Raw genomic sequence first — 26121 nt, forward strand, 5'->3', positions numbered from 1 at the left:
CTTCTCCCCCTTCTCCCCCTTCTCCCCCTTCTCCCCCTTCTCTCCCCTTGCGGCTCTCCCGCAGCTTTCCCGCAGCTCCCGCACCACCCCAGGCGACGGAGGACAGGGCATGGCCCCGCGTACGCACGACGACACCGAGCCCCCGCACCGGCCGGCGGCCGCACCGCCGGCCGGACCGGCGAAGCCGCCGGCACCTCCGCAGGACTCCGCCGCGACCCGGGAGCCCGAGCCGAAGGACATGCCCGAGCCCATGCCGGAGCCGAAGGACGCCCCCGAACCGAAGGACACCCCCGAACCGAAGGCCATGCCCGACCCGAAGGCCATGCCCGACCCGAAGAACGCGCCCGAGCCGAAGAACGCGCCCGAGCCGAAGGCCGCACTCGAGCCGAAGGACGCCGAACCGCCCGCCGCCGACGCCCGCGTGGCCGCCGTACGGCGCCTCGCCGCGGCCGGGCGGCGCCGGCACGCGGCCCGGCTGACCGGGTGCGCGGCCCTGCTGGCCGTGGCGCTGACGGCCGGGGCGGTCGCCGTGGGGAACACCCGGGACGGACGTACGGCGCCGGCCGCCGCCTCGGCCGTCGTGTCCCCGCAGTGGCAGACGGCCGGGGACCCGGACGCCGGCGTCCGGGCGCTGCAGGCCCATCTGCGCACCCAGCCGCGGGACTTCACCGGCTGGGCGACGCTGGGGCTGGCGTACGTGGAGCAGGCCCGCACCAAGGGCGACCCGTCACGCTACCCGCAGGCCGAGCGGGCCCTGAAGCGCTCGCTGGCCCTCGCCCCGGGCAACGACCAGGCCCTCGCCGGCCGCGCCGCGCTCGCCGCCGCCCGGCACGACTTCACCGGCGCGCTCGCCTGCGCCGATCAGGCCCTGCGGGAGAACCCGTACAGCGAACGCGCCCTGTCCCTGCGGATCGACGCGCTGGTGGAACTCGGCCGGTACCGGGAGGCGGCGCGGGCTGCGGACACCGCCGACGCGCGCCGGCCCGGCGTGCCCGTCTTCACGCGGTACGCCTACGTGCGGGAGCTGCGCGGCGAGACGGACGAGGCCCGGCGGGTGCTGGAACAGGCGCTGGCCGGTGCCTCTTCCCGCGGCGACGTCGCCTACGTCGCCACGCAGCTCGGCCAGCTCGCCTGGAGCCAGGGCGACCACGCCGGCGCGCTGCGCTTCTACGCCCGCGCGCTGGCCGCCGACGACGGCTACCTGCCCGCCCTGGAGGGCCGCGCCCGCGCCCAGGCGGCGAGCGGCGACACGACGGCCGCGATCAGGGGCATGGAGCAGGTCGTCGCCCGCTACCCGCTGCCCGGCCCGCTGGTCGAGCTGGGCGAGCTGTACGAGGCGCGCGGCCGGGCCGGCGACCGGGCGAAGGCCCGCGCCCAGTACGCCCTGGTCGACGCCTGGGTCGCCCTCGCCCGCGCCAACGGCGTCGACGCCGACCTCGACACCGCGCTCGCCGCGGCCGACCACGGCGACGCCCGGGCGGCGCTGCGCGCGGCCCGCGCCGAGTGGGCCCGCCGCCACACCGTGCACACCGCGGACGCCCTCGCCTGGGCGCTGCACGTCAACGGCCGCGACGCCGAGGCCCTCCGGTACGCCCGGCAGGCCACGGCCACCGGCTACCGCAACGCCGCGTTCCTCTACCACCGCGGCATGATCGAGGCGAAGGCCGGGCGGACGCGGGACGCCCGCACCCACCTCGGCGCGGCCCTCGCCCTCAACCCGGGCTTCTCGCCGCTGGGCGCCCGCGCCGCCCGGGCGGAGCTGAAGCGTCTGGAGGCGTCCCGGTGATCCTGCGCCGCCTGCTCGCCCCCGGCGCCGCCGTCCTCACGGCCGCGGCCGCGCTCGCGCTCGCCCCGGCCGCGCCGGCGGCCGCGCACCCCCTCGGCAACTTCACCGTCAACCGCTACGACGGCCTCGTCGCCGCCCCCGGCGCGCTGCGCGTCGACCACGTCGAGGACCTCGCCGAGATCCCGGCGACCCAGGCCGGGCCGGACCTGGAGCGGCTCGGCCGCGCGGAGTGGGCCCGGCGGCGCTGCGTGGCGGCCGCGCGGGGCAGCCGCGTCACCGTCGACGGCCGGGCCGCCGCCCTCACCGTGGCCGGCGGTACCGCGCGGCTGCGGCCCGGCCAGGCCGGGCTGCACACGCTCCGCGTGGAGTGCCGGCTGACGGCCCCGCTCCCGCACCGCGCCCGGGTCACGGTCGGCTTCCGCGCCGAGGGCGCCTCCTCCGGCCCCGGCTGGCGGGAGATCACCGCGCGCGGCGACCGCATGACGCTCACCTCGTCCGACGTGCCGAGGACCTCGGTGTCGCACGAGCTGACCCGCTATCCCGCGAAGCTGCTGTCCTCCCCGGCCGACACCTCCACGGCCCTGCTGCGCGTGCGCCCGGGCGGCCCCGCCCTCGCCGGTGCCGGTGCCGGGCGGGACGACGCGCCCGCCGCGGCCGTGCTGCCGCGCGGCGCCGACCGCTTCACGCGGGCCCTGGACGCCCTGGTGGCCCGGCACGACCTCACCGTCGGCTTCGCCGCGCTCGCCCTGCTGGTGGCGATCGGCCTGGGCGCGCTGCACGCGCTCGCCCCGGGCCACGGCAAGACGCTCATGGCCGCGAGCGCGGCGGCCCGCGGGGGCCGGGCCCGCCTGAGGGACGTCCTGCCGCTGGCCGCCTCCGTCACCGTCACCCACACCCTGGGCGTCGTCGCCCTCGGCCTGCTGGTCACCGCCGGTTCGGCCGCGACCGTCCCGGTCATCTCCTGGCTGGGCGTGGCCAGCGGCGTCCTGGTGACCTTCGTGGGCGCGGGCCTGGTGCGCCGGGCGTGGCGCAACCGGGGACACGGGCACGGGCACGGCCACCCGCACGACCACGGCCACGGCCACCCGCATGACCACGACCACCCGCACGAACACGGCCATCCGCACGACCACGACCACCCGCACGGGCACGGGCACCACCATCACCACTCCCACCACTCCCACGACCACTCCGCCGCCCCCTCCCTGCGCGGCACCCTCCTCATGGGTTTCGCCGGCGGGCTCGTGCCCAGCCCCTCGGCCGTCGTCGTGCTCGTCGGCGCGGCGGCGCTCGGGCAGGCGTGGTTCGGGCTGCTGCTGGTCGTGGCGTACGGCCTCGGACTGGCCCTCACCCTCACCGCGGCCGGGGTCGCCGTCGTGCGGCTGGGCAGCGGCGTGAGCCGGCTGCTGGAGCGACGGCCGCGCTGGACGGCGGGGCCGGTGGCGGCGCTGGTCCGCCGGGCGGCACCGCTGGGTTCCGCGTGCGTGGTGCTGGCGCTGGGAGCCGGTCTGGTGTTCAAAGGGGCGGCATCCGCACTGGGCTGAGCTACTTTTGGGGAGAAAACACCCGAGACGTCGGCCGACAGCAGGGGGCGCCCGTGTCCGAACCTCCCAGCGGTGAGCGGGTCGTCGCGGGCCGTTACCGACTGCTGTCCCGGCTCGGCGAGGGCGGCATGGGCACGGTGTGGCGCGCCCGTGACGAGGTGCTGCGGCGCGAGGTCGCTATCAAGGAGGTCCGCGCGCCCGCGGGGCTGCCCGAGCCCGAGGTGGAGCGGCTGTACACCCGGCTGGAGCGCGAGGCGTGGGCCGCGGCCCGGGTCGCGCACCCCAATGTGGTGACGGTGTACGACGTGGCCACGGACGGCGGCCGGCCCTGGATCGTGATGGAGCTGGTGCGGGGCGTCTCGCTCGCCGACGTTCTGGAGGCGCAGGGCCCGCTCGACCCGCGGCGCGCGGCGCACATCGGCGCCGAGGTGCTGGCCGCGCTGCGCGCCGCGCACGCCGCCGGGGTGCTGCACCGGGACGTGAAGCCGGGCAACGTGCTGCTGGCCAACGACGGCCGGGTGGTGCTCACCGACTTCGGCATCGCGCGGGTCGAGGGCAGCTCGGCGCTGACCATGACCGGTGAGGTGATCGGCTCCCCCGAGTTCCTCGCCCCGGAGCGGGCGCTGGGCCGCCGGCCGGGCCCGGAGTCGGACCTGTGGTCGCTGGGCGTGCTGCTGTACGCGGCGGTGGAGGGCGTCTCGCCGTTCCGTCAGGACACGCCGCTGAGCACCCTGCGCGCCGTCGTGGACGAGGAGCTGCCGCCGCCGCGCCGGGCCGGGCCGCTGGCCGGCGTCATCGAGGGGCTGCTGCGCAAGGACCCGGCCGAGCGGCTGCCCGCCGACCGGGCGGAGGAGGCTCTGCGCGCGGTGGGCGCGGGCGGCTCGCCCCGCGCGGACACCGTGGGCCCGTACGCGCCCACCGCCCCGCTCCCCTCCGGGCAGCCGCCGACCCGGCCCTACCCCGCTCCCTCCGCCCGGTCCCGGTCCGCCCGGCCGCACCCGGCGGATCCCGCCCCCGCCGCCCCGCCCGAGCGCCGCGACCGCCGCACCGCCGTCGTGCTGGTCGCGGGACTGGTCGCGCTCGCGCTGGCGCTGGCCGGCCTGACGTACGCCCTGCTGCACCACGAGAACACGGGCGACGCGGCGGGCGGCGGCAGCAGCCGGAGCGGCGCGGTGCTCTCGCCGTCGCCGGCTCCGCGCACCACGCCGCGGACGACGAACCTGTCCCCCACTTCGGGCATTTCGGGCACTTCGGGCAACAGCGCCTCGCACACGGCTTCGGCGCAGTCGGTGACGGTGACGGTGACGGGGGCGCGCACGGAGTACGACGGCGCGTGTCCGCCGCCGCGCGCGCAGGCTCCGTCGTTCACGGCGACGTTCACGGTGGGGCGGCTGCCCGCGCACGTGTCCTACCGGTGGGTGGCGAAGGGCGGTGCGGTGGCGGACGGCGGCTGGCGGACGCTGTCGTTCCCGGCGGGCGGCGGCCGGTCACGGCAGGAGAGGGTGGCCGTGACGACGTACTCCAAAGGCGGGACGCTGCGGGACGCGGTCGGCGTGGAGGTGCGCGATCCGGTGCGCGCGAGGTCGAACACGGTGCCGTTCTCGGTGACCTGTGCGTCGGAGACCCCGACGGGCGGGGCCTCCGGTTCCGCGTCGGCGAGCGCGTCGCCGTGAGGAGCGGCGCCGGTCAGGCCGCGTTGGTGAGCACCGGCAGGTAGCCGCCCGACTGGCCGGCGGCGGTGGGGTGGTAGGACTCGCCGATGTTGAGCCAGTCCACGCTGTGCAGCCAGGCGCTGCCGGAGCAGAGCTCGTGGCCGGTGAAGGTGGTGCGGACGTCGCCGAAGACGAAGCCGTGGCGGCCGGCGACGGCGGCGATGGCGCTGTCGAGGTGGTCGGCGGCGTTGTTGATGGCGGAGCGCTTGGTCTCGGACAGGCCGAGGCAGGTGGTGCCGAGCTTGTAGAAGCGGGGGTAACCGAGCACGACGACGCGGGCGTTGGGGGCCTTGGCGCGGATCGCCGAGTAGACGCTGTCGAGCTTGCCGGGGAGCGTGGAGTCGACGTACGCGGTGGCGGTGGCGATCCGGGACAGGCAGGTGCTGTCGGACTGCAGGACACAGGTCGTCATGACGTCGGAGAAACCGGCGTCGTTGCCGCCGACGCTGATGGAGACCAGGGCGGTGTCGGAGCCGAGCGGGGCGAGCTGACCGGCGAGCACGTCGTCGGTGGTGGCGCCCGAGCAGGCGGTGAAGGCGAAGGACGCGGGGGCGTGGGCGGCGTTCCAGAGGTAGGGGTACGCCTTCGTGCTGCGTTTGCAGTCGCCGCTGGAGCTGATGTAGCTGCCCGAGCCGACACCGGAGGAGTAGGAGTCGCCGAGGGCCACGTAGCCGCCGGTCGCGGACGCGGATGCGCGGGCCTGGGTCGCCCCACCGAACGCGAGACCGACGGCAAGGAGGAATGCACCGAAACGGGCGGTAAATCGGGAACGTCTCATGGAACCTCCCTTTAGCAGGATCTCTGCCGTAACCGTGGTAGCAACTACGCGCGTTGATCGGAAGTGTTCATGCCAAGAATTTTTGATCCGTACTAATGCCGCGACTGATCTGACGAAACGTCACCCGACCTGCGCGGAGCGGGGATACGACCGCCCGCCGGCTCCGGCGGAATCCCCCGTACGGGCGCACCCGGCCGGGCACACGTCTCCGCCACGGCCGGATGGGGCATCTTGACGCCCCCTCGGGACTGCGGGACGCTGAAGCCCGGCAATCCGGCGCTTCAGGGGGCGAAGTCGCCAATGCAGTCCATACGCGTCAAGAGAGCGACGCCGTCCGACGCCGCGCGCGGCCGGCCGGGACCGGAAAGGGGCCTGGCGGCACCGCTGCTGGCCGGCGTCGCGACGGCCGCCGGCGCGACGGGGGCGCTGTGCGCGCTCACCGGCTGGGGCTCGCCGCTGCGCGGCCCCTTCACCCTCTTCTTCCTGCTCGCGGCACCGGCCGCGGCGCTCGCCACCGCCCTGCGCGGACTCGACCCCTTCGGCCGTGTCCTGGCCTCGCTGGCCGGCGCGGTCGTCGTCGACATGCTGGTGGCGCAGGGCATGCTCGCCGTGCACCGCTGGTCGGTCCGGGGCGGCGTCGTCGCCGTGACCGTCCTGAGCTGCCTCGTCCTGCTGCTCGCCCACGCCGCCCGGAGACGGGGCGTCCGACCCGCCCGAAGGGGGTGACATTCCGCCATATGCCGTACGACAACGGCATACAAAGGCCGAACCATTAAAAACTGGGTCCCGTACACCCAGGTCTTGCCATTCTGGTTCAACCGTCAATACCGTCAGACATCTCACCGCACCGGCCCGTCGGTACGCGGCTCCAGGGGAGGGGAAAGGACCGCGACGGTCCGGCGCGGGGCGCGGTAGGGGGGTGCCGTGCTCGGTGACGCACGCGTGACCGAGCCGTGCCGCGCGACCGGCCCACCCTGTTCGGGGGTCGGCCAGCTCTGCCAGCTCACCCCGGCGTGCACGGAGTTCCATGCCGTCGTGCCGTGAGTGACACCAACCCCCCTTTCGAACCGGACCGACAGCCGGGCCGCCCGGGGGCGTGGCGGTCCGCCGGACGAGAGGGACACACCGATGACTTCCGCTCTGCACCCGCCCGCCTCGGGCGGGGATTCCGTGACAGCCCACGTGACAGCCCACAGGTACCGGCCCGTCTCCACCCACCTGGCCATCGCGCCGCCGGTGAGCGTGGTGATCCCCGCCATGAACGAGGCGGAGAATCTCCCGTACGTCTTCAAGACCCTGCCGGAGTGGATCCACGAGGTCGTCCTGGTGGACGGCAACTCCACCGACGCCACCGTCGAGGTCGCCCGCGAGATGTGGCCCGGCGTCAAGGTGGTCCGCCAGCGCGGCCGGGGCAAGGGGGACGCCCTGATCACCGGCTTCGCGGCGTGCACCGGCGACATCATCGTCATGGTCGACGCGGACGGGTCGGCCGACGGCAGCGAGATCGTGTCGTACGTCTCCGCGCTGGTCTCCGGCGCCGACTTCGCCAAGGGCTCCCGCTTCGCCAACGGCGGCGGCACCGACGACATGACCCTCGTGCGCAGACTGGGCAACCGCGTGCTGTGCGCGATCGTCAACCGCAAGTTCGGCGCCCGCTACACCGACCTGTGCTACGGCTACAACGCGTTCTGGCGGCACTGCCTGGACCGGATCGACCTGGACTGCACCGGCTTCGAGGTCGAGACGCTGATGAACATCAGAGTGGTCAAGGCCGGCCTGAAGGTGCAGGAGATCCCCAGCCACGAGTACCTGCGCATCCACGGCACCAGCAACCTGCGGGCCGTGCGGGACGGGCTGCGCGTGCTGAAGGTGATCCTGAGGGAGCGCTCCAACCGGCGTGCGCTGCGCCGCCGCGGCGGCCGCTCCCCGCTGCTGCACACGGTCTCCGGGGAGCCGCGTTGAGCGCTCCCGGCATCTCCGTCGTGATCTGCGTCTACACCGAGGACCGCTGGGAGGACATCCTCGCCGCGGTCTCCTCGGTGCGCGCGCAGTCGTACCCGGCCCTGGAGACCCTGCTGGTCGTCGACCACAACGAGGCGCTGCGGGACCGGCTCGCCCGGGAGTACAAGGAGACGGACGGGGTGCGGGTGCTCGCCAACGCGGGCCCCCGCGGCCTGTCCGCCGGCCGCAACACCGGCATCGCGGCCGCGCGCGGCGAGGTGATCGCCTTCCTCGACGACGACGCGGTGGCCGAGCGGGACTGGCTGCGGCACTTCGCCGCCGCCTACGCCGATCCCCGGGTCATGGCCGTCGGCGGCCGCACGGAGCCCGTCTGGGCCTCGGGCCGCCGGCCGGCGTGGTTCCCGGAGGAGTTCGACTGGGTGGTGGGCTGCACCTACCGCGGCCTGCCGCCCGGCCGGGTCCGGGTGCGCAACGTGCTCGGCGGCAACGCCTCCTTCCGGCGCACCGCGTTCGCCGCGGCGGGCGGTTTCGCCACCGGCATCGGCCGCGACGGCGACCGGCGGCCGCTGGGCTGCGAGGAGACGGAGCTGTGCATCCGCCTCACCCGTGCGGTGCCCGGGGCGGTGCTGCTGATCGACGACCGGGCGGTGATCCACCACCGGGTGCCGCGGGCACGCGAGCACTTCCGCTACTTCCGCGCCCGCGCCTACGCCGAGGGCCTGTCCAAGGCGCTGGTCGCGCGCAGCGTCGGCGCCGGCAAGGGGCTGGAGTCGGAACGCCGGTACGCCACGCGCGTGCTGCCCGCCGGGGTGGCGCGCGGCGTGCGGGACGCGCTGCTGGCCCGGCCGGGCGGCGCCGGCCGCGCCGGGGCGATCGTCGCGGGCGTACTGACGGCCGCGGGCGGCTACCTCGTCGGCAGCGTCCGCGCCCGCCGGGGCGCCGTCGCCTTCCCGGTGGCGGGCGGCGCGGAGAGGGGCGGTGCCCGGTGACGGCCCCGACCGCCCCCGTGCCGGTGCTGATGTACCACGCGGTGGCCCGCGATCCCAACGACTTCAGCCGGCGGCTGTCGGTGACGCCGGAGGCGTTCGCCGAGCAGATGGCGCTCCTCGCCGAGCTGCGCCGCACCCCGCTCACCACCGCGGAACTGGCGGCCCGCTGGCGGGACGGCGCGCCGCTGCCCGCGCGGCCCGTCCTGGTCACCTTCGACGACGGCTACGCCGGCGTGCACCGGCACGCGCTGCCCGTGCTGGCCCACCACGGCTTTCCGGCCACGCTGTTCGTCTCCACCGGCTGGCTGCGCGGCGCCTACGACACCGGCGGCGCCCCGGACACCATGCTGGACTGGGACCAGGTGCGCGAACTGGCCGCCGCCGGCGTGGAGATCGGCGGGCACAGCCACACCCACCCGCAGCTCGACCAGCTCGGCGACGCGGCGCTGTGGCGGGAGCTGACCCGCTGCCGGACCGCCGTCGCCGAGCAGCTCGGCGCCGAGCCGGTCTCGTTCGCCTACCCCTACGGCTACTCCAGCCGCCGGGTGCGCCACCGCGTACGGCAGGCGGGGTTCGCCCAGGCCCTCGCCGTCGGCAACGGCCTGGCCCGGCGCCGCCAGGGGCCGTACGCGCTGCAGCGGCTCACCGTGCGCCGCAGCACCGGCATCGAGGAGTTCGAGCGGCTGGTGTGCGGCCGCGCGATCACCCGCACCTTCGCCCGGGACCGTGCCCTCACCAAGGGGTACGCCCTGGTCCGCAGAGCCCGACAGGTCCGCCGGAAGGCCACCACAGCCCGTGTCTGACACGAAGACCAGCATTCCCGAGGCGCCGCGGACGGCGACGGACGACCGGCCGGGACGCCGGTTCGGACTGCCCGGACGGGGCGGGGGCGGCGGCAACCCGCTGTTCCGCAACGCCTACGCCCTGATGCTCAACACCGGCGTCTCCGCCGTGCTGGGCCTCGGGTTCTGGCTGGCGGCGGCCCGCTACTACCCCGACGCGGCGGTCGGCCAGGGCTCCGCCGCGATCGCCGCGATGAAGCTCCTCGCCGGGCTCACCGCGGTGACCCTGACCGGTGCCCTGGCCCGGTTCGTCCCGATCGCCGGACGCGCCACCGGGCGGCTCGTCCTGCGCACCTACGCGGGCAGTTCCGCTGTCGTCGCGCTGGCCGCGGCGGTGTTCCTGCTCACCCTGGACGTGTGGGGGCCGTCGTACCGCTTCCTGCACGGGACGCTGCACGGGCTGGGGTTCGTCGGCGCGGTCGTCGCCTGGAACCTGCTCACCCTGCAGGACGGGGTGCTGACCGGGCTGCGCAGCGCCACCTGGGTGCCGGTGGGCAACACCGTGTTCTCCGCGGTGAAGCTGGGTCTGCTGGTGGCGTTCGCGGCGACGCTCCCCACCAGCGGCGTCTTCGTCTCCTGGATCGCCGCGATCGCCACCTCCGTCCTGCCGCTGGGCTGGCTGGTCCTGCGGCGCCTGGTGCCCCGGCACGCCGAGGCGACCCGGGGGCACGCCGATCCGCCGACGCTGCGGGAGATCGGCCGGTTCCTGGCCGGCGACTACACCGGCTCGCTGTTCTCCCTGGCCGTGGTCTACCTGGTGCCGGTCATCGTCGCCTCGCAGGTCGGCAGCGAGGACAACGCGTACTTCTACATCACCACCACGATCGGCGGCACGGTCAACCTGCTCGCCGTCAACATGGGCGCCTCGCTGACCGTGGAGTGCTCGCACGACCCGGCGCGGCTCGCCGCCAACACGCGGGCGGCGCTCCAGCGCATGGCGCGGATCATGCTGCCGGTGTGCGCGCTGCTGTTCGCCGGCGCGCCCTGGATCCTCGGCGTGTTCGGCTCCGGGTACGCGCACGCGGCGACGCCGCTGCTGCGCCTGTTCGCCGTGGGCGCGCTGCTGCGGGTGGTGATGGAGACGTACTTCGCGGTGCTGCGGGCGCAGAGCCGCACCGCCGGACTGGCCTGGCTGCAGGGCCTGCTGTGCGTGCTGGTGCTGGGGCTGACGCTGCTGCTCCTGCCCCGGATGGCCCTGACCGGGGCGGGCGTGGCGGAGATCTCCAGCCTGGCGGTGATCGTGGCGATCGCCGCGCCCCGCCTGTACCGCATCGTCCGGGCCGCCCCGGCCGTCCCCGAGGACGTGCCGCCGGACGGGGACCTCGCCGACCTGGGGACGCCGAAGGCACCGGCCGCGCCGCGCGTGCGCCGGCCCGCGTGGGCCCGGGACGCCGACACGCTCGCCCTGGGCATCCACGCCGACTTCGACCACCAGGAGCGCCGGCCCGACGTGCGGCCCGGCCCCGGCACCCCGCCCGCGGGCGTTCCGGCCGGCGGGCTCCCGCCCACCCGGGTGCCGGGGGTGCGGGCGGCGGAACCCGCGCGGCCGCCGGCGGGGCGGGAACCGGGCGCGGCGGCCCCGGCGGGGCGGGAACCGAGCGCGGCGGCCCCGGCGGGGCGGGAGCGGCCCCCGGCCGGGAAGGGGCCCGCGCCGTCCACGCCGCCCACGCCGTCCACGTCGCTCACGCCGCCCGGTGACACGGCGGCTCCCGCCGACCCCCGCGCGGCCTCCTCGGTCCCGCCGTCCCGCACCGGGCGGGCCCGGCTGCGGCCCACCCGGCCCGGCGCGGTCCTCGGCGGCCTGCTGGCCGCGGCACTGCTGCTGTACTGGCTGCCCGCGCTGCGGCTGACCGAGACGGACCTGGACCGCATGGGCGGCCTGGGACTGGTGTCCGTGCTGCCGCCGCTCACCCTGGCCGGGGCGGCGCTGCTGGTCGTCGTGTTCACCTCGGCGCTGTGGCTGCGCCGCGAGCACCGGGCGCTGCTGCTGGTCGCCCTGCTGGCGACGGTGGTGTCGCTGCACGCGCTGCCCGCGGTGCTGGAGAGCCAGCCGCGTTTCCCGACGGCCTGGCAGCACCTGGGCTTCCTCGACCACATCGACCGCACCGGCGCGGCCGTGCCCGACCTGGACGCCCGCTGGAGCTGGCCCGGCTTCTTCGCGGTGGCCGCGTTCGTCGGCCGCGCCTGCGGGATCGGCGACTTCACCGAGGTCATCCGCTGGTGGCCGACGGTGATCCAACTGCTGTACCTGGCGCCGCTGTTCCTGCTCACCCGGGCGATGCGGGCGGGCTGGCGGGCCAAGTGGACCGGGGTGTGGGTGTTCGTGCTGGGCGGCTGGGTCGGCCAGGACTACTTCTCCCCGCAGGGCTTCACCTACCTGCTCTACCTCGCCTTCGTCGCGATCGTGCTGGTGTGGTTCCGGGCGCCGCGCATGCTGTGGGGCCGGATGCGGCCCGGGGAGGCCGAGGTCGCGCCGTCCACCAGGCGGCAGCGGGCGGTGCTGCTCGCGGTGGTGATCGGCCTGTTCGCGGCGAGCGTCCCCGCCCACCAGCTCACCCCGTTCGTGATGCTCGGCGTGCTCGCCGCGCTGGTCGTCCTCGGCCGCAGCGAACTGCGCGGCCTGCCGCTGCTGTTCGCCGTGCTGGTGGCGTTCTGGGTCGGCTATATGGCGGAGCCCTACTGGTCCGGCCACTTCGACGAGCTGTTCGGCGGCGTCGGCGGTGTCGGCAGCAACGTCTCCACGTCCGTCTCCGGCCGTATCGAGGGCGGCAGTTCGACGCACAAGCTGGTGCTGTACACCCGGGTGCTGCTGGCCGGCGGCGTCATGGCGCTGGCCTGCTGGGGCTGGTGGCGGCGGCGCGCCCACCGGTACCGCGAACGCGCGCTGCCGGTGCTCACCTTCGTGCCGTTCCTCGGCTTCGGCATGCAGTCCTACGGCGGCGAGATGGCGCTGCGCGTCTTCATGTTCGCGCTGCCCGGCGCGGCCCTGCTGGCCGGACTCGCGCTCTTCCCGCGCACCGGCGCCACCGCGGAGGAACGCGAGAAGGACGCCGCCAGTCTCGCCCCGCTCGCCGCCCTCCTGGCCGGCCTGCTGCTGATGGGCGGCTTCCTGGTCGCCCGCTGGGGCAACGAGCCCTTCGAACGCGTCCGGCCCGGCGAGGTCGCCGCCATGGACTACGTCTACGCCCACGACCGGCCGACCGTGCGCCTGCTGTGGCTCAGCGACGACACCGTCAACGACGTCACCCCGGCGATGCCCTGGGGCGCGCGGGACATGGAGTACGTCCAGTACGTGCCCACGCTCGCCCCCACCGACCCCGTGCTGGTGTCGAGCCTGGTCAAGGCGCTGAAGGAGGCCGGCCCGAACTCGTACCTCATGGTCAACCGCAGCCAGAGCGTCTACCTCCGCCTGGACGCCGGCTACCCGGCCGGCTGGGAGACACGGCTGCGGGCCAACCTCGACCGGCGGCAGGAACTGCGGACGGTGTACGCCAACCGCGACGTCACGCTGTACGCGCTGCGCACCCCGCCCTCCGGCCGGGCGCCCGCCGCGGACCCGGGGCCGATCGGGCCGCAGGTGACCTGGACGCCGTGGTCGGTGGTCGGCGGGCTCGCCACGGCCGCGCTGGTGGTGCTGCTGACCACGCGCGAGGCGGTGCGGGTGGCGGCGCGGCCGAGCGTGCGCAAGCTGCGGTGGCTGCAGAGCAGCTTCTGGTTCGCGCTGCCGCTGCTGACGGTGGTGTTCGCGTCGCTGGTGCAGCGGTTCCTGACGATCAAATAGCGCAAGTGGCGGCCGGGCGCGTGCGGCAAGCAGCGTCCGGGTGCGGTCCGGCGCGGCTCAACGGCCTTGGCGGGTACGGTTCGTGCGGCTCAACCGCCTTCGCGGATGCGGTCCGCGCGGCTCAACGGCCTTGGCGGTCGAGCCACTTCACCTCGTGGGCCGCCATGTCGAAACGCCGGCCGTCCACCTTGGCGCTGATCGTCCGGTTCAGGGTGTTGACGACGAGGACGGTCCTGTCGTCGGCCAGGACCCGGACGTTGGGCACGTCGTCCGGGGCGACGGACACGCTCGTGTAGCGGGTGCCGGGCGGGAAGGCGGCCGCGAAGCGGGAGAGCAGGCGGTACATCGGCAGGGCGCGGCCGCCGCCGGCGGTGCCGGTCGGCGTCCACAGGCAGCCCGGGCAGGCGGTGCCCCGCTCCTTCTCCGGGTTCCAGTAGAAGGCGGAGGAGGCGCCGCCCCGGGCGAGCGCGATCAGGCCGGCGGCCTGGACGGCCACACGGTGCTCCTCGCTCCAGCCGGCGCGCTCGTCGTCGCCGTCGGCCGGCTCGACGTAGTACTCGGCCCACCACAGCGGCAGGCCGCCGGTGCGCTGCCGCAGCCAGCGGCCGACGGCGGTGAACTTGTCGGTGGCGGCGAACTCGTCGGGCAGCAGGTCGTCGTCGTTGGTGTAGCTGGAGCCGTCGACGACGACGAAGTCGGCGCCCTTCTTGTGGGCGTTCCAGTAGGCGAAGGCGTCCAGGACCCGCTGGTCCATCGCGCCCCAGGGACCGGCGAGTTCGGTGGAGGCGTACTCCTTCTGGCGCGGGTCGACGCTGTCCATGACCAGGTAGGGGCCGCCGACCCGGATGTCCCGGTCCACCTTCTTCAGCGCCGTGTAGACCAGGTTGTACAGCCGGGTGTAGCCCTCGTAGTCCCAGCGGCCGGCGGAGGTGTTCCAGAAGCCCTTGAACTCGTTCCAGACGAGGAAGTGCTTCACGTCCGGGTAGCGCCGGGCGACGGTCGCGGCGAGGTCGGCGAAGTCCTGGTAGTGGTCGGGCGTCGGCGCGGTCTCCAGCGCGGAGCGGCTCCAGTCGGTGTGGTCCGCCCCGGCCCTGCCGCCCTTCATCCAGTCCGGGGCGCAGCACAGGGTGATCACCGGGGTGCCGCGGGAGGCGCGCACGAAGTCGACGCGGCGGTCCAGGTCGGCGAAGTCGTAGTGGCCCTTCACCGGCTCGGGGTTGTCCGCGCCCCAGCCCATGATGTGCTGGTTCTGCGGCAGCCCCGGGGAGGCGGCCAGCAGCCCGCGCACCCGCCGGGTCGCCGCGGCGCCGCCCTCGTCGGCGCTGAACTGGGTGTGGGTGAAGCCCCAGCCGACGTACGGCTCCGGCGGCCGGCCGGGCGTGGCGGGCGTGCCGTGCACCCGCGCGCCGTCACGCGTGGTGCCCGCCGTGCTCGCGCCGCCACCGGGCGGCGTGCCGAGCAGCGTCACCACCAGGGCCACCGCGGCCGCGCCCACGCCGAGCAGCGCGGTGAGCCGCCACCGCCACGCCCCCGAAACCCACCCACGACGTCCCATCAAGGGCAACAGTAACGGCGCGAGGGCCGCCGCGGGCAGGGCTCGGCCGGTCCCGTCCGCGCTCCGCCGCGCGGCACGCGCGCCGGGGGCGCACATGCCGCGCACGGGTGGGACACGTATGGGACACGGCTGGGAACGGCGGAACCGGCACCGCCCGCCCGGCGGGGACGACGAGGCCGGAAGCGGACGCCCGGCGGGAACGGAGGGACCGGAAGCGGACGCGCGGGAACCGGCTGCGCAAATCCGGTGCGCGCGGCGCCCCGGTGCCGGATCATGGGCGGCATGTCCGCGAACCCGCATGACGCCCTGCCGATCCGGCTCACCGTCGACGACAGCGACTCCCCGTCCGACGTCGTCGACGCGTTGTTCCTCGGCCGTTTCGCGACGGGCGAGCAGCCGTACGCGCACGCGGCGAACATCGACCGCGTACGGGCCGGCGTCACCCTGCTGCCGGCGGGCGCCCGGGTGCTGCGCGTCGCCCGCGACGACGACCGCAGCGCGACGCTCGCCGAGGGCGACGGCTGGACGATGCTCGTCTCCCGCTGGAACCGCGGCGCCGACGTCACCGTGACCGCGACCAGCGCCGAGCTCGCGGCGAAGGTGCTCGACGAGGCCACGGACGGCGCCGCCGACGAGCCCGAGCCGCAGCCCGAGCACGTCACCATGGGCTTCTGGTACTTCTCGCCCCGCCGCGGCCCGCACCGCACCACCCGCCGCATCTCCGCGGGCACCTGGCAGGAGGTGCGCGGCAACTACACCGCGCCGGTCGCCGAGGCCATGGACACCCTGATGCGCGTCACGCCCGAGGACATCGCCGGGCGCCTGCTGCTGCTGCACGGCCCGCCCGGCACCGGCAAGACCTCCTTCCTGCGCACCCTGGCCCGCTCCTGGCGGGACTGGTGCCAGGTCGACTGCGTCCTCGACCCCGAGCGGCTGTTCTCCGACGTCGGCTACCTCATGGACATCGCCATCGGCGAGGAGGACAGCGCGGGCAAGGGCCGCTGGCGGCTGCTGCTGCTGGAGGACTGCGACGAACTCATCCGCGGCGAGGCCAAGCACACCGCCGGCCAGGCCCTCTCCCGGCTGCTCAACCTCACCGACGGCCTGCTCGGCCAGGGCCGCAACGTCCTGGTCGGCGTCACCACCAACGAGGACCTGGAACGCCTGCACCCCGCCGTCGTCCGCCCCGGCCGCTGCCTCGCCCGCATCGAGGTCGGCCGCCTCACCCGCCGCGAGGCCGTCGAGTGGCTCGGGCGCGAGGAGGGCGTCGGCCGGGACGGCGCCACCCTGGCGGAGCTGTACGCGTTGCGGCGCGGGACCTCGCCGACGGCGCTGCCGGAGCCCCGGGGCGGGGTGGACGCGGGGCTGTACCTGTAGCCGCGCCGTCGTGCCGTCGCGCCGTTCGTGCCGTCGCGTCCCCGGTGTTCCACGGCGTTCCCCGCCCGTACGGCCGTGCCCGTACGACCATGGCCGTACGACCATGGCCGTATGACCCTGTACATCGGGACGTCCGGCTGGCAGTACCGGGACTGGCGGGGCGTGCTGTACCCGCCGGGCTGCCCGGCGCGGCGGTGGCTGGAGGAGTACGCGCGTCGCTTCGGCACGGTCGAGGTCAACAACGCGTTCTACCGCCTGCCAGGCCGGGAGACCTTCGAGACCTGGCGTGCCCGCACCCCGCCGGGTTTCGTCGTCGCCGTCAAGGCCAGCCGGTTCCTGACGCACGTCAAGCGCCTGCGGGAGCCGGAGGAACCGGTGGAGCGCCTGCTGACCCGGGCCGCCGGGCTCGGTGACCGCCTGGGCCCGGTCCTGCTGCAGCTGCCGCCCACCCTGCGCGCCGACCCCGCGCTGCTGGACGCCTGCCTGGCCTGCTTCCCGCCCGGCGTCCGCGTCGCGGTCGAACCGCGCCACGACTCCTGGTGGACGCCCGAGGTGCGCGCGGTGCTGCGGGCCCGGGGCGCCGCGCTGTGCTGGGCGGACGTCCGGGCCCGCCCGGCCACCCCCCTGTGGCGCACCGCCGACTGGGGCTACGTCCGCTTCCACGCCGGCGTCGCCCGCCCCTGGCCGCGCTACGGCCGCCGCTGTCTGGCCACCTGGGCCGGCCGCGTCGCCGCCGCCTGGCCGGACGACCGGGACGTGTACGCCTACTTCAACAACGACCCGGGGGCGGCGGCCGTCCGGGACGCGGCGGCCTTCGCCCGGCTGGCCCGGGCGGCGGGCCGGACGGTGACCCGCACCCCGGGGACGCTCCCGGTCACCGACGTTCAGGGGCGGCGTGTCTAACCGCCGTAGGCCGCGCGCAGGGCGTCGTGCACGGCGGCCAGCGCCGCGTCCCGGTCGAGTCCGAGCCGCCTCGCCCGCTCGGCGTACGCCTGGGCGGCGGCCGCCGCCTCCCGCTCGGCGGCCTGGCCCGCGGCGGCGACGAACGTGCCGTTGCGGCCCCGCGTCTCGATCACGCCGTCGGCCTCCAGCGCCCGGTAGGCCTTGGCGACGGTGTTCGCGGCGAGCCCCAGCGACTCGGCCAGCCCGCGCACGGTCGGCAGCCGGTACCCCACCGGCAGCGCTCCCGACCGCGCCTGCTCGGAGATCTGCGCCCGTACCTGCTCGTAGGGCGGTGCGCTGTCGTCGATGCGGATCTTCAGGGTCACGGAGTCGATTCTCCCGTACCCGCCGCCGTGCCGGTCGGACGTCCGGCCGGGGGCCGGGGTGTCCGCGCCCGCCGGGGGGTGGGAGCCGCGGAGGCCGGAGACGGGAGCCACGAGGGCCGGGGGTGGGAGGCCGCGGAGGCCGGGGGTGGGAGGCCGCGGGGGCCGGGGGTGGGGTGTCCCGCCGGAAAAGGGGAAGCGGTCCGGTGGTGTGCCGCCGTAGCGTGCGCGTCATGACCGTCACCGTCCGCGCCCTGCGCCCCGACGCCCGGGCCGACCTGGAGGGCTTCGCGCGCGTCCGGCACGCGGCGCTCCCGTTCATCCTCTTCACGCCGGACTCCGTCGCCCACGACCTCGCCCACCTGCCCCCGCGGGCCCACTACCGCCCGCTCGTCGCCGTCGCGGACGGCGAGGTGATCGGCACGGCCCAGGTCCATCTCGCCTTCGACAGCCCGCGGCCGGACCAGGGCTGCGTGAACGTGTACGTCCACCCGCGGCACGCGGGACGCGGCGCCGGGCGGCTGCTGGTGCGGGCCGCCGAGGAGCACCTGGCCGCCCACGGGGCGCGGACCCTGTACGCCTGGGTCCTGGACGAGCCGCGCAACCGCGCCTTCGCCGAGCGGCACGGCTACCGCCCCAGCCGCTCGGCCCACTTCCTGCGCCTGGACCTGGCCCGCGGCGCCCTCCCGCCCCGCCCGGCCCCGCCGCCGGGTGTGGAAATGCGCACGGGCGCGGACTTCGCCGACGACCCGCGGCCGCTGTTCGCGCTGGACGCGGAGACGATGGCCGACGAACCGAGCGACCTCGACGCCGAGATGACCGACTACGAGGCGTGGCTGGCGCAGACCTGGCGGCACCCGCTGGTCAGCCCGGAGCTGACCTCGGTGGCGGTGGTGGACGGCCGCCCCGCCGCGTTCACCCTGGCCCGCACGGACGGCGGCACCCGGTACGGCACGGTGATGACCGGCACGGCCCGCGCCTTCCGCGGGCGCGGGCTGGCCAAGCTGGTCAAGAGCGACTCCCTGCGCCGCGCCCGCGCCGCGGGCTGCACGCAGGCGTTCACGGGCAACGACACCGGCAACGGCCCGATGCTCGCGGTCAATCGGTGGTGCGGGTACGAGGTGTGCGCGACGGAGGTGCGGTATGTCCGGGAACTCGGATGAGGCGGTGGCGGCCGGGGCGGGCCGCCGGGTGGACGTCGTCCTGGTCAAGGCCGGCCGGACGAAGATCCGCTACCCGGCGGGGCTGCTGCGGGACGACGGCACGCGGATCGTGGTGCGGGCGCCCTTCGCGGGCGGGGCCGTGCGCGACTTCGGCTTCGTGCGGTTCGAGCCCGGCGACGTGTTCACCGAGTACTACTGGCGCGACCGCTGGTACGCGGTGATGGAAGTCCGCGACGCGGCGGGCGTGCTGAAGGGCTGGTACTGCGACATCGCCCGCCCCGCCGTGCTGTCCGGCACCGAACTGGTCGTCGAGGACCTCGACCTGGACCTGTGGCGCTCGGCCGACGGACGGGACGTGCGGCGGCTGGACGAGGACGAGTTCGCCGCGAGCGGGCTGACCCGGACGGACCCCGAGGCCGCGGCGGCGGCCGTCGCCGCGCTGGCGGAGCTGGAGGCGCTGGCGCGGGAGGGCTCCGGCTTCCTGGCCCTGCTGTCCTGACTCCGCTGCCCTGACCTGACCCTGCTGTCCTGGCCCCGGCGGCTTCGGCGGCCCGGAGAACGGCGACCGCGGAGGGGGTGACCGCGGAGGGGGTGACCGCGGAGGGAGCGGACGGCGGCCGCGGGACCCGGGAGGCCCGGGGCCGGACGGCCCGGGAGAGCCGGGCCGCGGCCGCCCGGCTCAGACCATCGCCACCACCGCGTACCGTTCGTCCGTCACCGGTCGGCCCCACAGCCGGGCGTCGCCGGAGAGCGGCTCGAGGCGCTGACGCGCCACGAGGGGGGCGAGCAGAGCGGTGAGCCGCTCGGCCGGTATGCCGACCGGGTCGACCGTCCCCCACACCCCCTCGACCAGCACCAGCCGTCCGCCCGGCCGCAGCAGCCCGCACCAGTGCCGCAGGACTTGGCCGGGGTCGGGCAGCGTCCACAGCACGTGCCGGACGAGCACGGCGTCGAAGCGCCGCTCCCCGACGGGCGGCCGTGCCGCGTCGCCGACGAGGAACACCGCGTCACGGCCGGCGAGTTTGGCGCGCGCCCGCTCCACCATCGCCGGGGACAGGTCGACGCCGGTCACCCGGTGTCCCCGTTCGGCGGCGAGGAGCGAGAGGCTGCCGGTGCCGCAGCCGAGGTCGAGGAGGTCGCCGGGGCGGGCGGGCAGCCAGGCGGCGAGCCGGTCGGCCCAGGCGGCGCGTACGTCCGCGTCGCGCAGACCGTGGTCGGGTTCGTCGTCGAAGGAGGCGGCCGCGGTGTCCCAGTCGATTCCGCCGGGGTGGGCGCCGGTCGCGGTCGTGGCGTCGTCGCTCGTCATGCGGCAAGGGTGACACCCACCACTGACAACCGGATCGTGACCGACATCACAGACAAACCCGCACCGATGAGGAACTCTCGCCCGAAAGGTCTACCTCCGTGAGAGCGCGGAACCCGGTAGACGTTGAAGGAGGCACCGATGCGCCGCATGACAGTGCAGAAGCCCCTGAGGAAAACCGATGCCCGCCGGGTTCGTGAGGAAACCGACGAGTATCCCGCGGAGCGTCCGGAGATCCGCAGGGACATCGCCCGCACCTGGTGGCCGGACGGGTGAGGACACTCCGGCCGACGGCACACGACCGGCGCACGACCGTTCCCTGACCCGCGCACGCCGCGGGTCGGTGCACGACACGGGCCGGCACACGGCGCGGGCCGGCGCACGGCGCGGGTCAGGTCAGCCGTTTGCGGTAGTGGATCCGGTCGTAGGGCCCGTCGACACGGCGCTCGACGGCCTCGTATCCGAAGCGCGGACAGATCTTCTGGTTCTCCCGCATCAGCGCGTTCGTGTACAGCCTGATCTCCGGCAGGCGCAGCGCCCGCGCACGTGCCTCCACGAACTCCAGCAGCCGCCGTCCCACCCCCGGCCGTGGGCGTCGGGGTGGACGGCGATGCTGTCGAGGAACAGGTGATCCGCGCGCTCCTCCAGCACGACCAGGCCGATGACGGGCTCGCCCGTGACGAACACCCTGCCCGCGGCCACGTCCGCCGCGTGGTCCGCCTCCATGGGCTGCGGCACCACCCCGATGCGCGCGAGGTACGGCCGGTAGGCCGCGTCGGTCACCGCCCGCACCGCCGCGACGTCGGCGGCGACGGCCGGATCTCTTCACGCGCGTCCCGCGACCGGTTGTCCATGCCGGGACGGCACCTGTCTGATGCCAGCCTCAGCACGTCCTTAAGAGGAGCCTAAGGATCTCCGATCACGGCTCTCATCAGGGGATTCCGCGGTTTTCCGGGGCTAGGTTCTGATCGCCGTCAGGACCCAGCCCCGGAAACTTCCCGGAAGTTTCCGGCAAGCCGCGAGGAGTTCCGCATGTCCGCTCGCCGTCGTCAGACCGTCGCCGCGCTCGCCGTCGCCGGTGCCGCCCCGCTCGCGTTGACCGCGCTCGCCGCGGCACCGGCGGCGGCGCACGGGTCGCTGGGCGACCCGGTGAGCCGGGTGGCGCAGTGCTACGCGGAGGGCCCGGAGAACCCGAAGTCGGCGGCGTGCCGGGCGGCGGTCGCGGCCGGCGGCACGCAGGCGCTGTACGACTGGAACGGCATCCGCATCGGCGACGCGGCCGGGCGGCACCGGGAGCTGATCCCGGACGGCAAGCTGTGCAGCGCCGGCAACGAGGAGTTCAAGGGCCTGGACCTGGCGCGCGCCGACTGGCCGGCGACCGCGGTGCACAGCGGCTCGTACACCTTCAAATACCGCGTCACCGCCCCGCACAAGGGCACCTTCACCGTCTACCTCACCAAGCCCGGCTACGACCCGGCCAAGCCGCTCGCCTGGGACGACCTGGACCTGCGGCACCCGGTGGCGACGGCGACCGACCCGGCCGCCTCGGGCGGCTTCTACACGTTCTCCGGCACGCTGCCGGAGCGCTCCGGCCGCCAGCTGCTGTACACGGTGTGGCAGCGTTCGGACAGCCCGGAGGCGTTCTACTCCTGCTCGGATGTCGACTTCGGCGGGTCGGGCGGCAGCGGCGCCGGCGCGGCTCCGGCGGCCTCGGCGCCCTCCGAGCGGCAGATCGCGGCCGGTGCCGACAAGTCGACGATCGAGCACCACGGGCACGGCGACGACGACGCCCGCACGACGGCCGGCCCGACGGCCGGCCCGGTGTCCGCGCCCGCGGGCGGCTCCCCGGCGGACACCGGCACCCCGGCCGCCGCGGCCGACGACGGCACCGCGTCCCCGACCGCGGCCGGGGACGGGAACGGGAACGCGGACGCGGATGTCTCGGCGAACCACCCGAAGGCCGCCGGTTCCGCCGTGCGCCTCGCCGAGACCGGCGGCGACGGCAGCACCCCGTACCTCGCGGTCGGCGGTGCCGCCGCCCTGGCGCTGGGTTCTGCCGCGCTGTTCGCCTCGGTGCGGCGGCGCGCGGCACGCGGCCGGTGACGCGCGCCGCCGCCCGCGTCAGCTGAACGCCGAGGCGCAGGTGGTGGGGGTGGCGTGCGCCGGATCCAGGGCGTTCGCCACCTCGTGGAAGGCGATCCGGTCGAACAGCCCGACGGCGACGTGCTCGGACAGGTCCACCGGGCACAGGTCCTGCAGCAACACGTTGCGTACGTCCGGTCCGCTCAGGAACTGGCTGCGGTACGGCGTGACCACCTCGTCGTAGCGGGTGGCGATGACCGTGTAGTGGACACCGGGCACGGTGTCGCCGCCCTCGTTGAGCCGGGTGAGGAAGGCGGAGCCGGTGACCTGGTCGGTGAGGGCGGGGGTGTGGGTGGTGAGCAGGTCCTCGATGCCGGGGAAGTACGGCAGCAGCGCGGTCAGGCCGGACAGGGTGGTGCCGTGGTTGCTGGGGGCGATGCCGACCAGGGCGTTGACCTTGGCCGCCCCGCCGAGGAAGCGCAGGTAGTAGCGGGGCATCATGCCGCCCTGCGAGTGGCCGACGAGGTCGGCCTTGGCGGCGCCGGTGGCGGCGAGCACCCTGTCGACGAAGGCGGACAGCTGCTTGGCGGAGTCGGCGACGGGACCGAGGCCGTGGAAGACGGCCACGCCCGGCAGTTCGCCGTAGTCGAGGGAGAAGACGCAGTAGCCGCGGGCCGTCAGGTAGGGCGCGAGGGACAGCCAGTTGTCGACGGAGTTGGCGAAGGTTCCGTGGACGAGGACGACCGGGCGGGGATGGGCGGCGGACGGCCGGCAGGAGTAGTCGTTCCAGCCCCTGTCGGGCGCGGTGGCCGCGTGGGCGGTGGCGGCGGGGACGGTGACGGTGGCGGCGACGGCCAGCAGCAGTGCGGCGAGGGATCTGAACTTCCGTTTCCAGGGCAGCATCGCGTGATCTCCTTGCGGCTCTAGGGGGTGCGACGGCGCTACGCCCTGTGATCCGGATCACGAGGATGCTGTTCTCCCTTCAAGTTACGGACGAGTAGTCCAAGCGTGAAGTTACGCGTCGGTAAAAAATCCAACGGCGGCCGGTTGCTGTGATAGTGGCGGCGACATAAGGTGACGAGCCGTCACTAAACATCCCGAGCGGGCATGTTGGGCTCGAAGCGCAGCCGGACGTCCTGCGCCGCGCCCGTCCCCGCCGACCGGGGTGCGGGGCGCCGTCACCCGCGGGTCGCCCTTCCTGTCGTCGGCGCGGTCTGCCTCACGTGCCCTTCAGCGCCTCCTGCGTGGGCGCACCGCACAAGCCGGCTCTCCGGAATGCCCTGCCGGGTGGCGGCGGTCGTCACCGCACGGGCGGGAGCCCCCGGTTCCCGCCCGCACACGCGAAAGTCCCGCCCGCACACGCGAAAGCCCCCGCACACCGTCGTGTGCGGGGGCTCCGCTCAGCTACCGCCGACCGCGCCGGGGCCTTCCGGACGGCCCCGGGCCGGGTGGATCACGTCAGTGGACGTCAATAGACGTCAGTAGACGCTCAGTAGACGCTCAGTAGACGTGGACTCCGTAGGCGCTCAGCGCCTCGGTGACGGGCTGGAAGAAGGTCGTGCCGCCGGAGGTGCAGTCGCCGCTGCCGCCGGAGGTCAGGCCGTAGGCGACGCCGCTGTTGGAGTAGAGCGGGCCGCCGGAGTCGCCGGGCTCGGCGCAGACCGTGGTCTGGATGAGGCCGGACACGATGTCGCCGCCGCCGTAGTTGACGGTCGCGTTGAGCGCGGTGACCCGGCCGCTGTGGATGCCGGTGGTCGAGCCGCGCCGGTAGACGGTGGTGCCGACGGACGGCGTGGCCGCGCTGGTGATGTCGACGCTGCCCACCGTGCCCGACTTGGTGACCGAGCTGTTGGTGTAGCGGACGATGCCGTAGTCGTTGCCGGGGAAGGACGAGCCGGCGGTGGTGCCGAGGGTGGTCGAGTGGGAGGAGTTCGACCACCAGGTGCCCGCGCCGTCGGTGCAGTGACCGGCGGTGAGGAAGTAGTAGTTGCCGCTGTTGTCCTGGACGTTGAAGCCGAGGGAGCAGCGCCAGCTGCTCGCGTAGATGGCGTCGCCGCCGGAGATCAGCTTCTTGAACGTGCCCGGGGTGCGCTTGATGGTCAGCGCGCCGGCGTTGGCGCCGGCCTGCTGCTTGATCTTCGCGATCTCGGCCGGGGAGACCGTGCTGTCGACGGTCACGAGAACGCGGTGGTTCTTGCTGTCGACGGCCCAGGCGGTGCCGGGGACGTCGGCCTTGAGCACGGAGCTGCTCGCGCTCTTGAGGGCAGCGGCGCTGAAGGTGGCCGGGGTGTCCGACGCGTTCGCGCTGGGGACCGCGAGCGCGGCGGCGGCCACAAGGCCGGAGGCCACGGCGATCAGCCTGGCCCGTCTTGCGATGCCGCTGCGGGGGGTGGTGCGCTTGATCCTCACTTTTCGTTCCTCCGCTGGGGAAGTCGGGGGCCCGCGTGGGGTCGGGGCCCGTGAGGCGCAGCCGGGAGCCGTGAGTGTCCGGATTCCGAACACGCCGTGCCCCTGACAAGCGCTGTGGGGGAGTATTCGGCCGAACGTACGGTCGCCGCAAGATGGCCTTTCGGCCGCGCGACTGTGTGCGGTCTGCGGGGAACGTGTGCGGTACAACCGGTTTGACGGCCCATCGACTCTTTTCGGCCTCCCTCTCCCCTCGTCGCGACACCTCCCGCTCCCCCTCGCACGCCGGCGTCACGAGGCGGCGCGCACCCGGCGTGACCCGCGGTTCCGCCACTGGCCCGGGGTCCGCACCGAGGCCCACCGGCCGGTCGGCGGCCCCTCCCCCGCGGCGACCCCACCGGTTCCGCCGGCCGGGGGCGACACGTCGTTTCCTGTCCGATTTCCCCGCCCCGGGGTTGGCTGGAATTCGCCCCTCCGGATGGCCGCGAGTCGGCACGTGTCAGCGCGGCCGGCATCCGGGAGATACGCCGCGGAACGGACGAGTCGGCAACCGCGCACGGGCATGACGCCCCTGTGGGCGGCCGGCCCAGGACGACCTGAATCACCGTCAGAACCAATATGAGCGTTATGCGGAATAATCCATAGACACGCCCAAAAAGCCCGCGGCACCCTCTCGGGGCCGTACGCAGACCGCGCGGACGGGCCGGCCACCCGTCCCGGCGGCCGACCGCCGAGGCGGTGGCGGTGCGACCCGGCGGCGCCGGACGCACACGACGCCCCCGCGGTATCCGTGACGCTGAGCTGCGGCGTCACCCGCAGTTCCGCGTTCACCCGTACGCACCGTGCATCACCCGGTCGCCGTGAACTGTCATATTTCACTCACAGTCAGCAGCCGTTTGGGGCGCGACCCTTGGGAAACGAGGGCTCTCGACGGATACGCCGTGCACCAGTACCGTCACAAACCCCCCGCGCGGCGCCTATTCCCTTGGCGCGCCGTCCGCATCATGGATGACCATAGGGATGCGGAAAGCAGGAAGAGACCGCAGTGAGAGGAGGCGTCCATGGGATCGGTACGCAAGGCGAGTGCGTGGCTCGGCCTCGTCGACGACAACGATGACGAGGGCTACTACGACGACGACTACTCCGAGGGCACCGAGTCCGGGGACGCCTGGGTCACCGACCCGCGGGTGAAGGTGGCGTCGGACACGGCCGAGGACAAGGGCCGCCGCATCGGCACGGTCACCCCGGACAGCTTCCGGGACGCGCGCGCGATCGGCGAGCTCTTCCGGGAGGGCGTCCCGGTCATCGTGAACCTGACGGCCATGGAGCCCGCCGACGCCAAGCGCGTGGTCGACTTCGCGGCCGGGCTGGTCTTCGGCCTGCGCGGCTCCATCGACCGCGTGTCCCACCGCGTCTTCCTGCTGACCCCGTCCGACACGGAGATCATCAGCGGTGAGCCGGCGGCGCACCGGTCGGACGGGTTCTTCAACCAGAGCTGAGACCGCGGCCATCAGGGCCGAGAGCACAGCCCTCAGGGCTGAGACCGCAGCCGCCGGAGCCGAGACCGCAGCCGGGC

21 protein-coding genes and 1 pseudogene are annotated in these 26121 nt (G+C 74.8%); 15 read left to right on the forward strand and 7 right to left on the reverse strand.

The window, feature by feature from the left end; all coding sequences use genetic code 11:
• The first annotated feature begins 109 nt into the window (after positions 1-109).
• From IE225_RS27925 to IE225_RS27935, 3 genes are read left to right on the forward strand one after another with little or no spacing between them, the layout of a single operon-like run.
• Positions 110-1786 (forward strand): tetratricopeptide repeat protein, encoded by a 1677-nt coding sequence (locus tag IE225_RS27925; RefSeq protein WP_190060407.1) that lies wholly within the window; start codon positions 110-112, stop codon positions 1784-1786.
• Positions 1783-3330, forward strand: a complete 1548-nt coding sequence (locus tag IE225_RS27930; protein ID WP_190060408.1) for a HoxN/HupN/NixA family nickel/cobalt transporter — start codon at positions 1783-1785, stop codon at positions 3328-3330. The genes IE225_RS27925 and IE225_RS27930 overlap by 4 nt, the downstream gene beginning before the upstream one ends.
• A gap of 53 nt (positions 3331-3383) precedes the next feature.
• Positions 3384-5003: a serine/threonine-protein kinase gene (locus tag IE225_RS27935; RefSeq protein ID WP_190060409.1), complete on the forward strand. Its 1620-nt coding sequence runs from the start codon at positions 3384-3386 to the stop codon at positions 5001-5003.
• Between the two features lie 13 nt (positions 5004-5016).
• On the opposite strand, the gene IE225_RS27940 is transcribed toward IE225_RS27935, so the two are convergent.
• Positions 5017-5820 carry an SGNH/GDSL hydrolase family protein gene (locus tag IE225_RS27940; RefSeq protein WP_190060410.1) on the reverse strand — a complete coding sequence of 268 codons (804 nt, stop codon included), beginning with the start codon at positions 5818-5820 and terminating at the stop codon, positions 5017-5019.
• Positions 5821-6120: 300 nt separating this feature from the next.
• On the opposite strand from IE225_RS27940, the gene IE225_RS27945 reads away from it, so the two are divergent.
• The 5 genes from IE225_RS27945 to IE225_RS27965 all read left to right on the forward strand — a co-directional run bounded on the left by IE225_RS27945 (position 6121) and on the right by IE225_RS27965 (position 13394).
• The gene (locus IE225_RS27945; protein ID WP_229880134.1) at positions 6121-6546 is read left to right on the forward strand and encodes a hypothetical protein; all 426 of its coding nucleotides are present in this window, start codon (positions 6121-6123) and stop codon (positions 6544-6546) included.
• Positions 6547-6948: 402 nt separating this feature from the next.
• Positions 6949-7782: a glycosyltransferase family 2 protein gene (locus IE225_RS27950; RefSeq protein ID WP_190060411.1), complete on the forward strand. Its 834-nt coding sequence runs from the start codon at positions 6949-6951 to the stop codon at positions 7780-7782.
• Positions 7779-8771, forward strand: a complete 993-nt coding sequence (locus IE225_RS27955) for a glycosyltransferase family 2 protein (protein ID WP_190060412.1) — start codon at positions 7779-7781, stop codon at positions 8769-8771. The genes IE225_RS27950 and IE225_RS27955 overlap by 4 nt, the downstream gene beginning before the upstream one ends.
• Positions 8772-8800: 29 nt before the next feature.
• Complete coding sequence (locus tag IE225_RS27960; RefSeq protein ID WP_190060468.1) at positions 8801-9574, forward strand: polysaccharide deacetylase family protein; 774 nt, start codon at positions 8801-8803, stop codon at positions 9572-9574.
• Positions 9567-13394 carry a lipopolysaccharide biosynthesis protein gene (locus IE225_RS27965; RefSeq protein ID WP_190060413.1) on the forward strand — a complete coding sequence of 1276 codons (3828 nt, stop codon included), beginning with the start codon at positions 9567-9569 and terminating at the stop codon, positions 13392-13394. The genes IE225_RS27960 and IE225_RS27965 overlap by 8 nt, the downstream gene beginning before the upstream one ends.
• A gap of 121 nt (positions 13395-13515) precedes the next feature.
• Here the strand turns inward: IE225_RS27965 and IE225_RS27970 are convergent, their stop codons facing one another.
• Complete coding sequence (locus IE225_RS27970) at positions 13516-14949, reverse strand: GH39 family glycosyl hydrolase (protein WP_190060414.1); 1434 nt, start codon at positions 14947-14949, stop codon at positions 13516-13518.
• Between the two features lie 282 nt (positions 14950-15231).
• Between IE225_RS27970 and IE225_RS27975 the strand changes: the two genes are divergently transcribed.
• Together IE225_RS27975 and IE225_RS27980 are read left to right on the forward strand one after the other, a co-directional pair.
• Positions 15232-16326, forward strand: coding sequence for a DUF5925 domain-containing protein (locus IE225_RS27975; protein WP_190060415.1), 1095 nt, complete (start codon positions 15232-15234; stop codon positions 16324-16326).
• Positions 16327-16437: 111 nt separating this feature from the next.
• Positions 16438-17229: a DUF72 domain-containing protein gene (locus IE225_RS27980; RefSeq protein ID WP_190060416.1), complete on the forward strand. Its 792-nt coding sequence runs from the start codon at positions 16438-16440 to the stop codon at positions 17227-17229.
• Here the strand turns inward: IE225_RS27980 and IE225_RS27985 are convergent.
• On the reverse strand, positions 17226-17594 hold the full coding sequence (locus tag IE225_RS27985; protein ID WP_190060417.1) for a GntR family transcriptional regulator: 369 nt from the start codon (positions 17592-17594) through the stop codon (positions 17226-17228). The two genes, IE225_RS27980 and IE225_RS27985, sit on opposite strands and share 4 nt — an antisense overlap.
• A 230-nt stretch (positions 17595-17824) precedes the next feature.
• Between IE225_RS27985 and IE225_RS27990 the strand changes: the two genes are divergently transcribed.
• A complete protein-coding gene (locus tag IE225_RS27990; RefSeq protein ID WP_190060418.1) occupies positions 17825-18754 on the forward strand; it encodes a GNAT family N-acetyltransferase in 930 nt (309 codons plus the stop codon).
• Positions 18735-19253, forward strand: a complete 519-nt coding sequence (locus IE225_RS27995) for a ribonuclease FAU-1 family protein (protein ID WP_190060419.1) — start codon at positions 18735-18737, stop codon at positions 19251-19253. The genes IE225_RS27990 and IE225_RS27995 overlap by 20 nt, the downstream gene beginning before the upstream one ends.
• 180 nt (positions 19254-19433) lie before the next feature.
• Here IE225_RS27995 and IE225_RS28000 read toward each other — a convergent pair whose 3' ends face one another.
• Positions 19434-20060 (reverse strand): class I SAM-dependent methyltransferase, encoded by a 627-nt coding sequence (locus tag IE225_RS28000; protein WP_190060420.1) that lies wholly within the window; start codon positions 20058-20060, stop codon positions 19434-19436.
• 138 nt (positions 20061-20198) lie between these two features.
• On the opposite strand from IE225_RS28000, the gene IE225_RS33820 reads away from it, so the two are divergent.
• On the forward strand, positions 20199-20333 hold the full coding sequence (locus IE225_RS33820; RefSeq protein ID WP_268250019.1) for a hypothetical protein: 135 nt from the start codon (positions 20199-20201) through the stop codon (positions 20331-20333).
• A gap of 115 nt (positions 20334-20448) precedes the next feature.
• Here the strand turns inward: IE225_RS33820 and IE225_RS28005 are convergent.
• A pseudogene (locus tag IE225_RS28005) lies at positions 20449-20849 on the reverse strand (GNAT family N-acetyltransferase).
• A gap of 240 nt (positions 20850-21089) precedes the next feature.
• On the opposite strand from IE225_RS28005, the gene IE225_RS28010 reads away from it, so the two are divergent.
• On the forward strand, positions 21090-22160 hold the full coding sequence (locus IE225_RS28010) for a lytic polysaccharide monooxygenase auxiliary activity family 9 protein (protein WP_190060421.1): 1071 nt from the start codon (positions 21090-21092) through the stop codon (positions 22158-22160).
• Between the two features lie 18 nt (positions 22161-22178).
• On the opposite strand, the gene IE225_RS28015 is transcribed toward IE225_RS28010, so the two are convergent.
• Both IE225_RS28015 and IE225_RS28020 read right to left on the reverse strand, forming a co-directional pair.
• A complete protein-coding gene (locus IE225_RS28015) occupies positions 22179-23042 on the reverse strand; it encodes an esterase/lipase family protein (protein WP_190060422.1) in 864 nt (287 codons plus the stop codon).
• A gap of 597 nt (positions 23043-23639) precedes the next feature.
• On the reverse strand, positions 23640-24548 hold the full coding sequence (locus tag IE225_RS28020) for a S1 family peptidase (protein ID WP_190060423.1): 909 nt from the start codon (positions 24546-24548) through the stop codon (positions 23640-23642).
• A gap of 1058 nt (positions 24549-25606) precedes the next feature.
• Between IE225_RS28020 and IE225_RS28025 the strand changes: the two genes are divergently transcribed.
• On the forward strand, positions 25607-26044 hold the full coding sequence (locus tag IE225_RS28025) for a cell division protein SepF (protein ID WP_190060424.1): 438 nt from the start codon (positions 25607-25609) through the stop codon (positions 26042-26044).
• The last annotated feature ends 77 nt before the right edge of the window (positions 26045-26121 follow it).

Source organism: Streptomyces echinoruber (genome assembly GCF_014651135.1).
Classification (GTDB): domain Bacteria; phylum Actinomycetota; class Actinomycetes; order Streptomycetales; family Streptomycetaceae; genus Streptomyces; species Streptomyces echinoruber.

Excerpts from the sequence above, each read along its gene's own strand:
- IE225_RS27950 (WP_190060411.1), top strand. The coding sequence starts at position 6,949 with ATGACTTCCGCTCTGCACCCGCCCGCCTCGGGCGGGGATTCCGTGACA.
- IE225_RS27975 (WP_190060415.1), top strand. The coding sequence starts at position 15,232 with ATGTCCGCGAACCCGCATGACGCCCTGCCGATCCGGCTCACCGTCGAC.
- IE225_RS27925 (WP_190060407.1), top strand. The coding sequence starts at position 110 with ATGGCCCCGCGTACGCACGACGACACCGAGCCCCCGCACCGGCCGGCG.
- IE225_RS27940 (WP_190060410.1), bottom strand. The coding sequence starts at position 5,820 with ATGAGACGTTCCCGATTTACCGCCCGTTTCGGTGCATTCCTCCTTGCC.
- IE225_RS28010 (WP_190060421.1), top strand. The coding sequence starts at position 21,090 with ATGTCCGCTCGCCGTCGTCAGACCGTCGCCGCGCTCGCCGTCGCCGGT.
- IE225_RS27960 (WP_190060468.1), top strand. The coding sequence starts at position 8,801 with ATGTACCACGCGGTGGCCCGCGATCCCAACGACTTCAGCCGGCGGCTG.
- IE225_RS33820 (WP_268250019.1), top strand. The coding sequence starts at position 20,199 with ATGCGCCGCATGACAGTGCAGAAGCCCCTGAGGAAAACCGATGCCCGC.
- IE225_RS27990 (WP_190060418.1), top strand. The coding sequence starts at position 17,825 with ATGACCGTCACCGTCCGCGCCCTGCGCCCCGACGCCCGGGCCGACCTG.
- IE225_RS27995 (WP_190060419.1), top strand. The coding sequence starts at position 18,735 with ATGTCCGGGAACTCGGATGAGGCGGTGGCGGCCGGGGCGGGCCGCCGG.
- IE225_RS28015 (WP_190060422.1), bottom strand. The coding sequence starts at position 23,042 with ATGCTGCCCTGGAAACGGAAGTTCAGATCCCTCGCCGCACTGCTGCTG.
- IE225_RS27970 (WP_190060414.1), bottom strand. The coding sequence starts at position 14,949 with ATGGGACGTCGTGGGTGGGTTTCGGGGGCGTGGCGGTGGCGGCTCACC.
- IE225_RS27980 (WP_190060416.1), top strand. The coding sequence starts at position 16,438 with ATGACCCTGTACATCGGGACGTCCGGCTGGCAGTACCGGGACTGGCGG.
- IE225_RS27945 (WP_229880134.1), top strand. The coding sequence starts at position 6,121 with ATGCAGTCCATACGCGTCAAGAGAGCGACGCCGTCCGACGCCGCGCGC.
- IE225_RS28000 (WP_190060420.1), bottom strand. The coding sequence starts at position 20,060 with ATGACGAGCGACGACGCCACGACCGCGACCGGCGCCCACCCCGGCGGA.
- IE225_RS28025 (WP_190060424.1), top strand. The coding sequence starts at position 25,607 with ATGGGATCGGTACGCAAGGCGAGTGCGTGGCTCGGCCTCGTCGACGAC.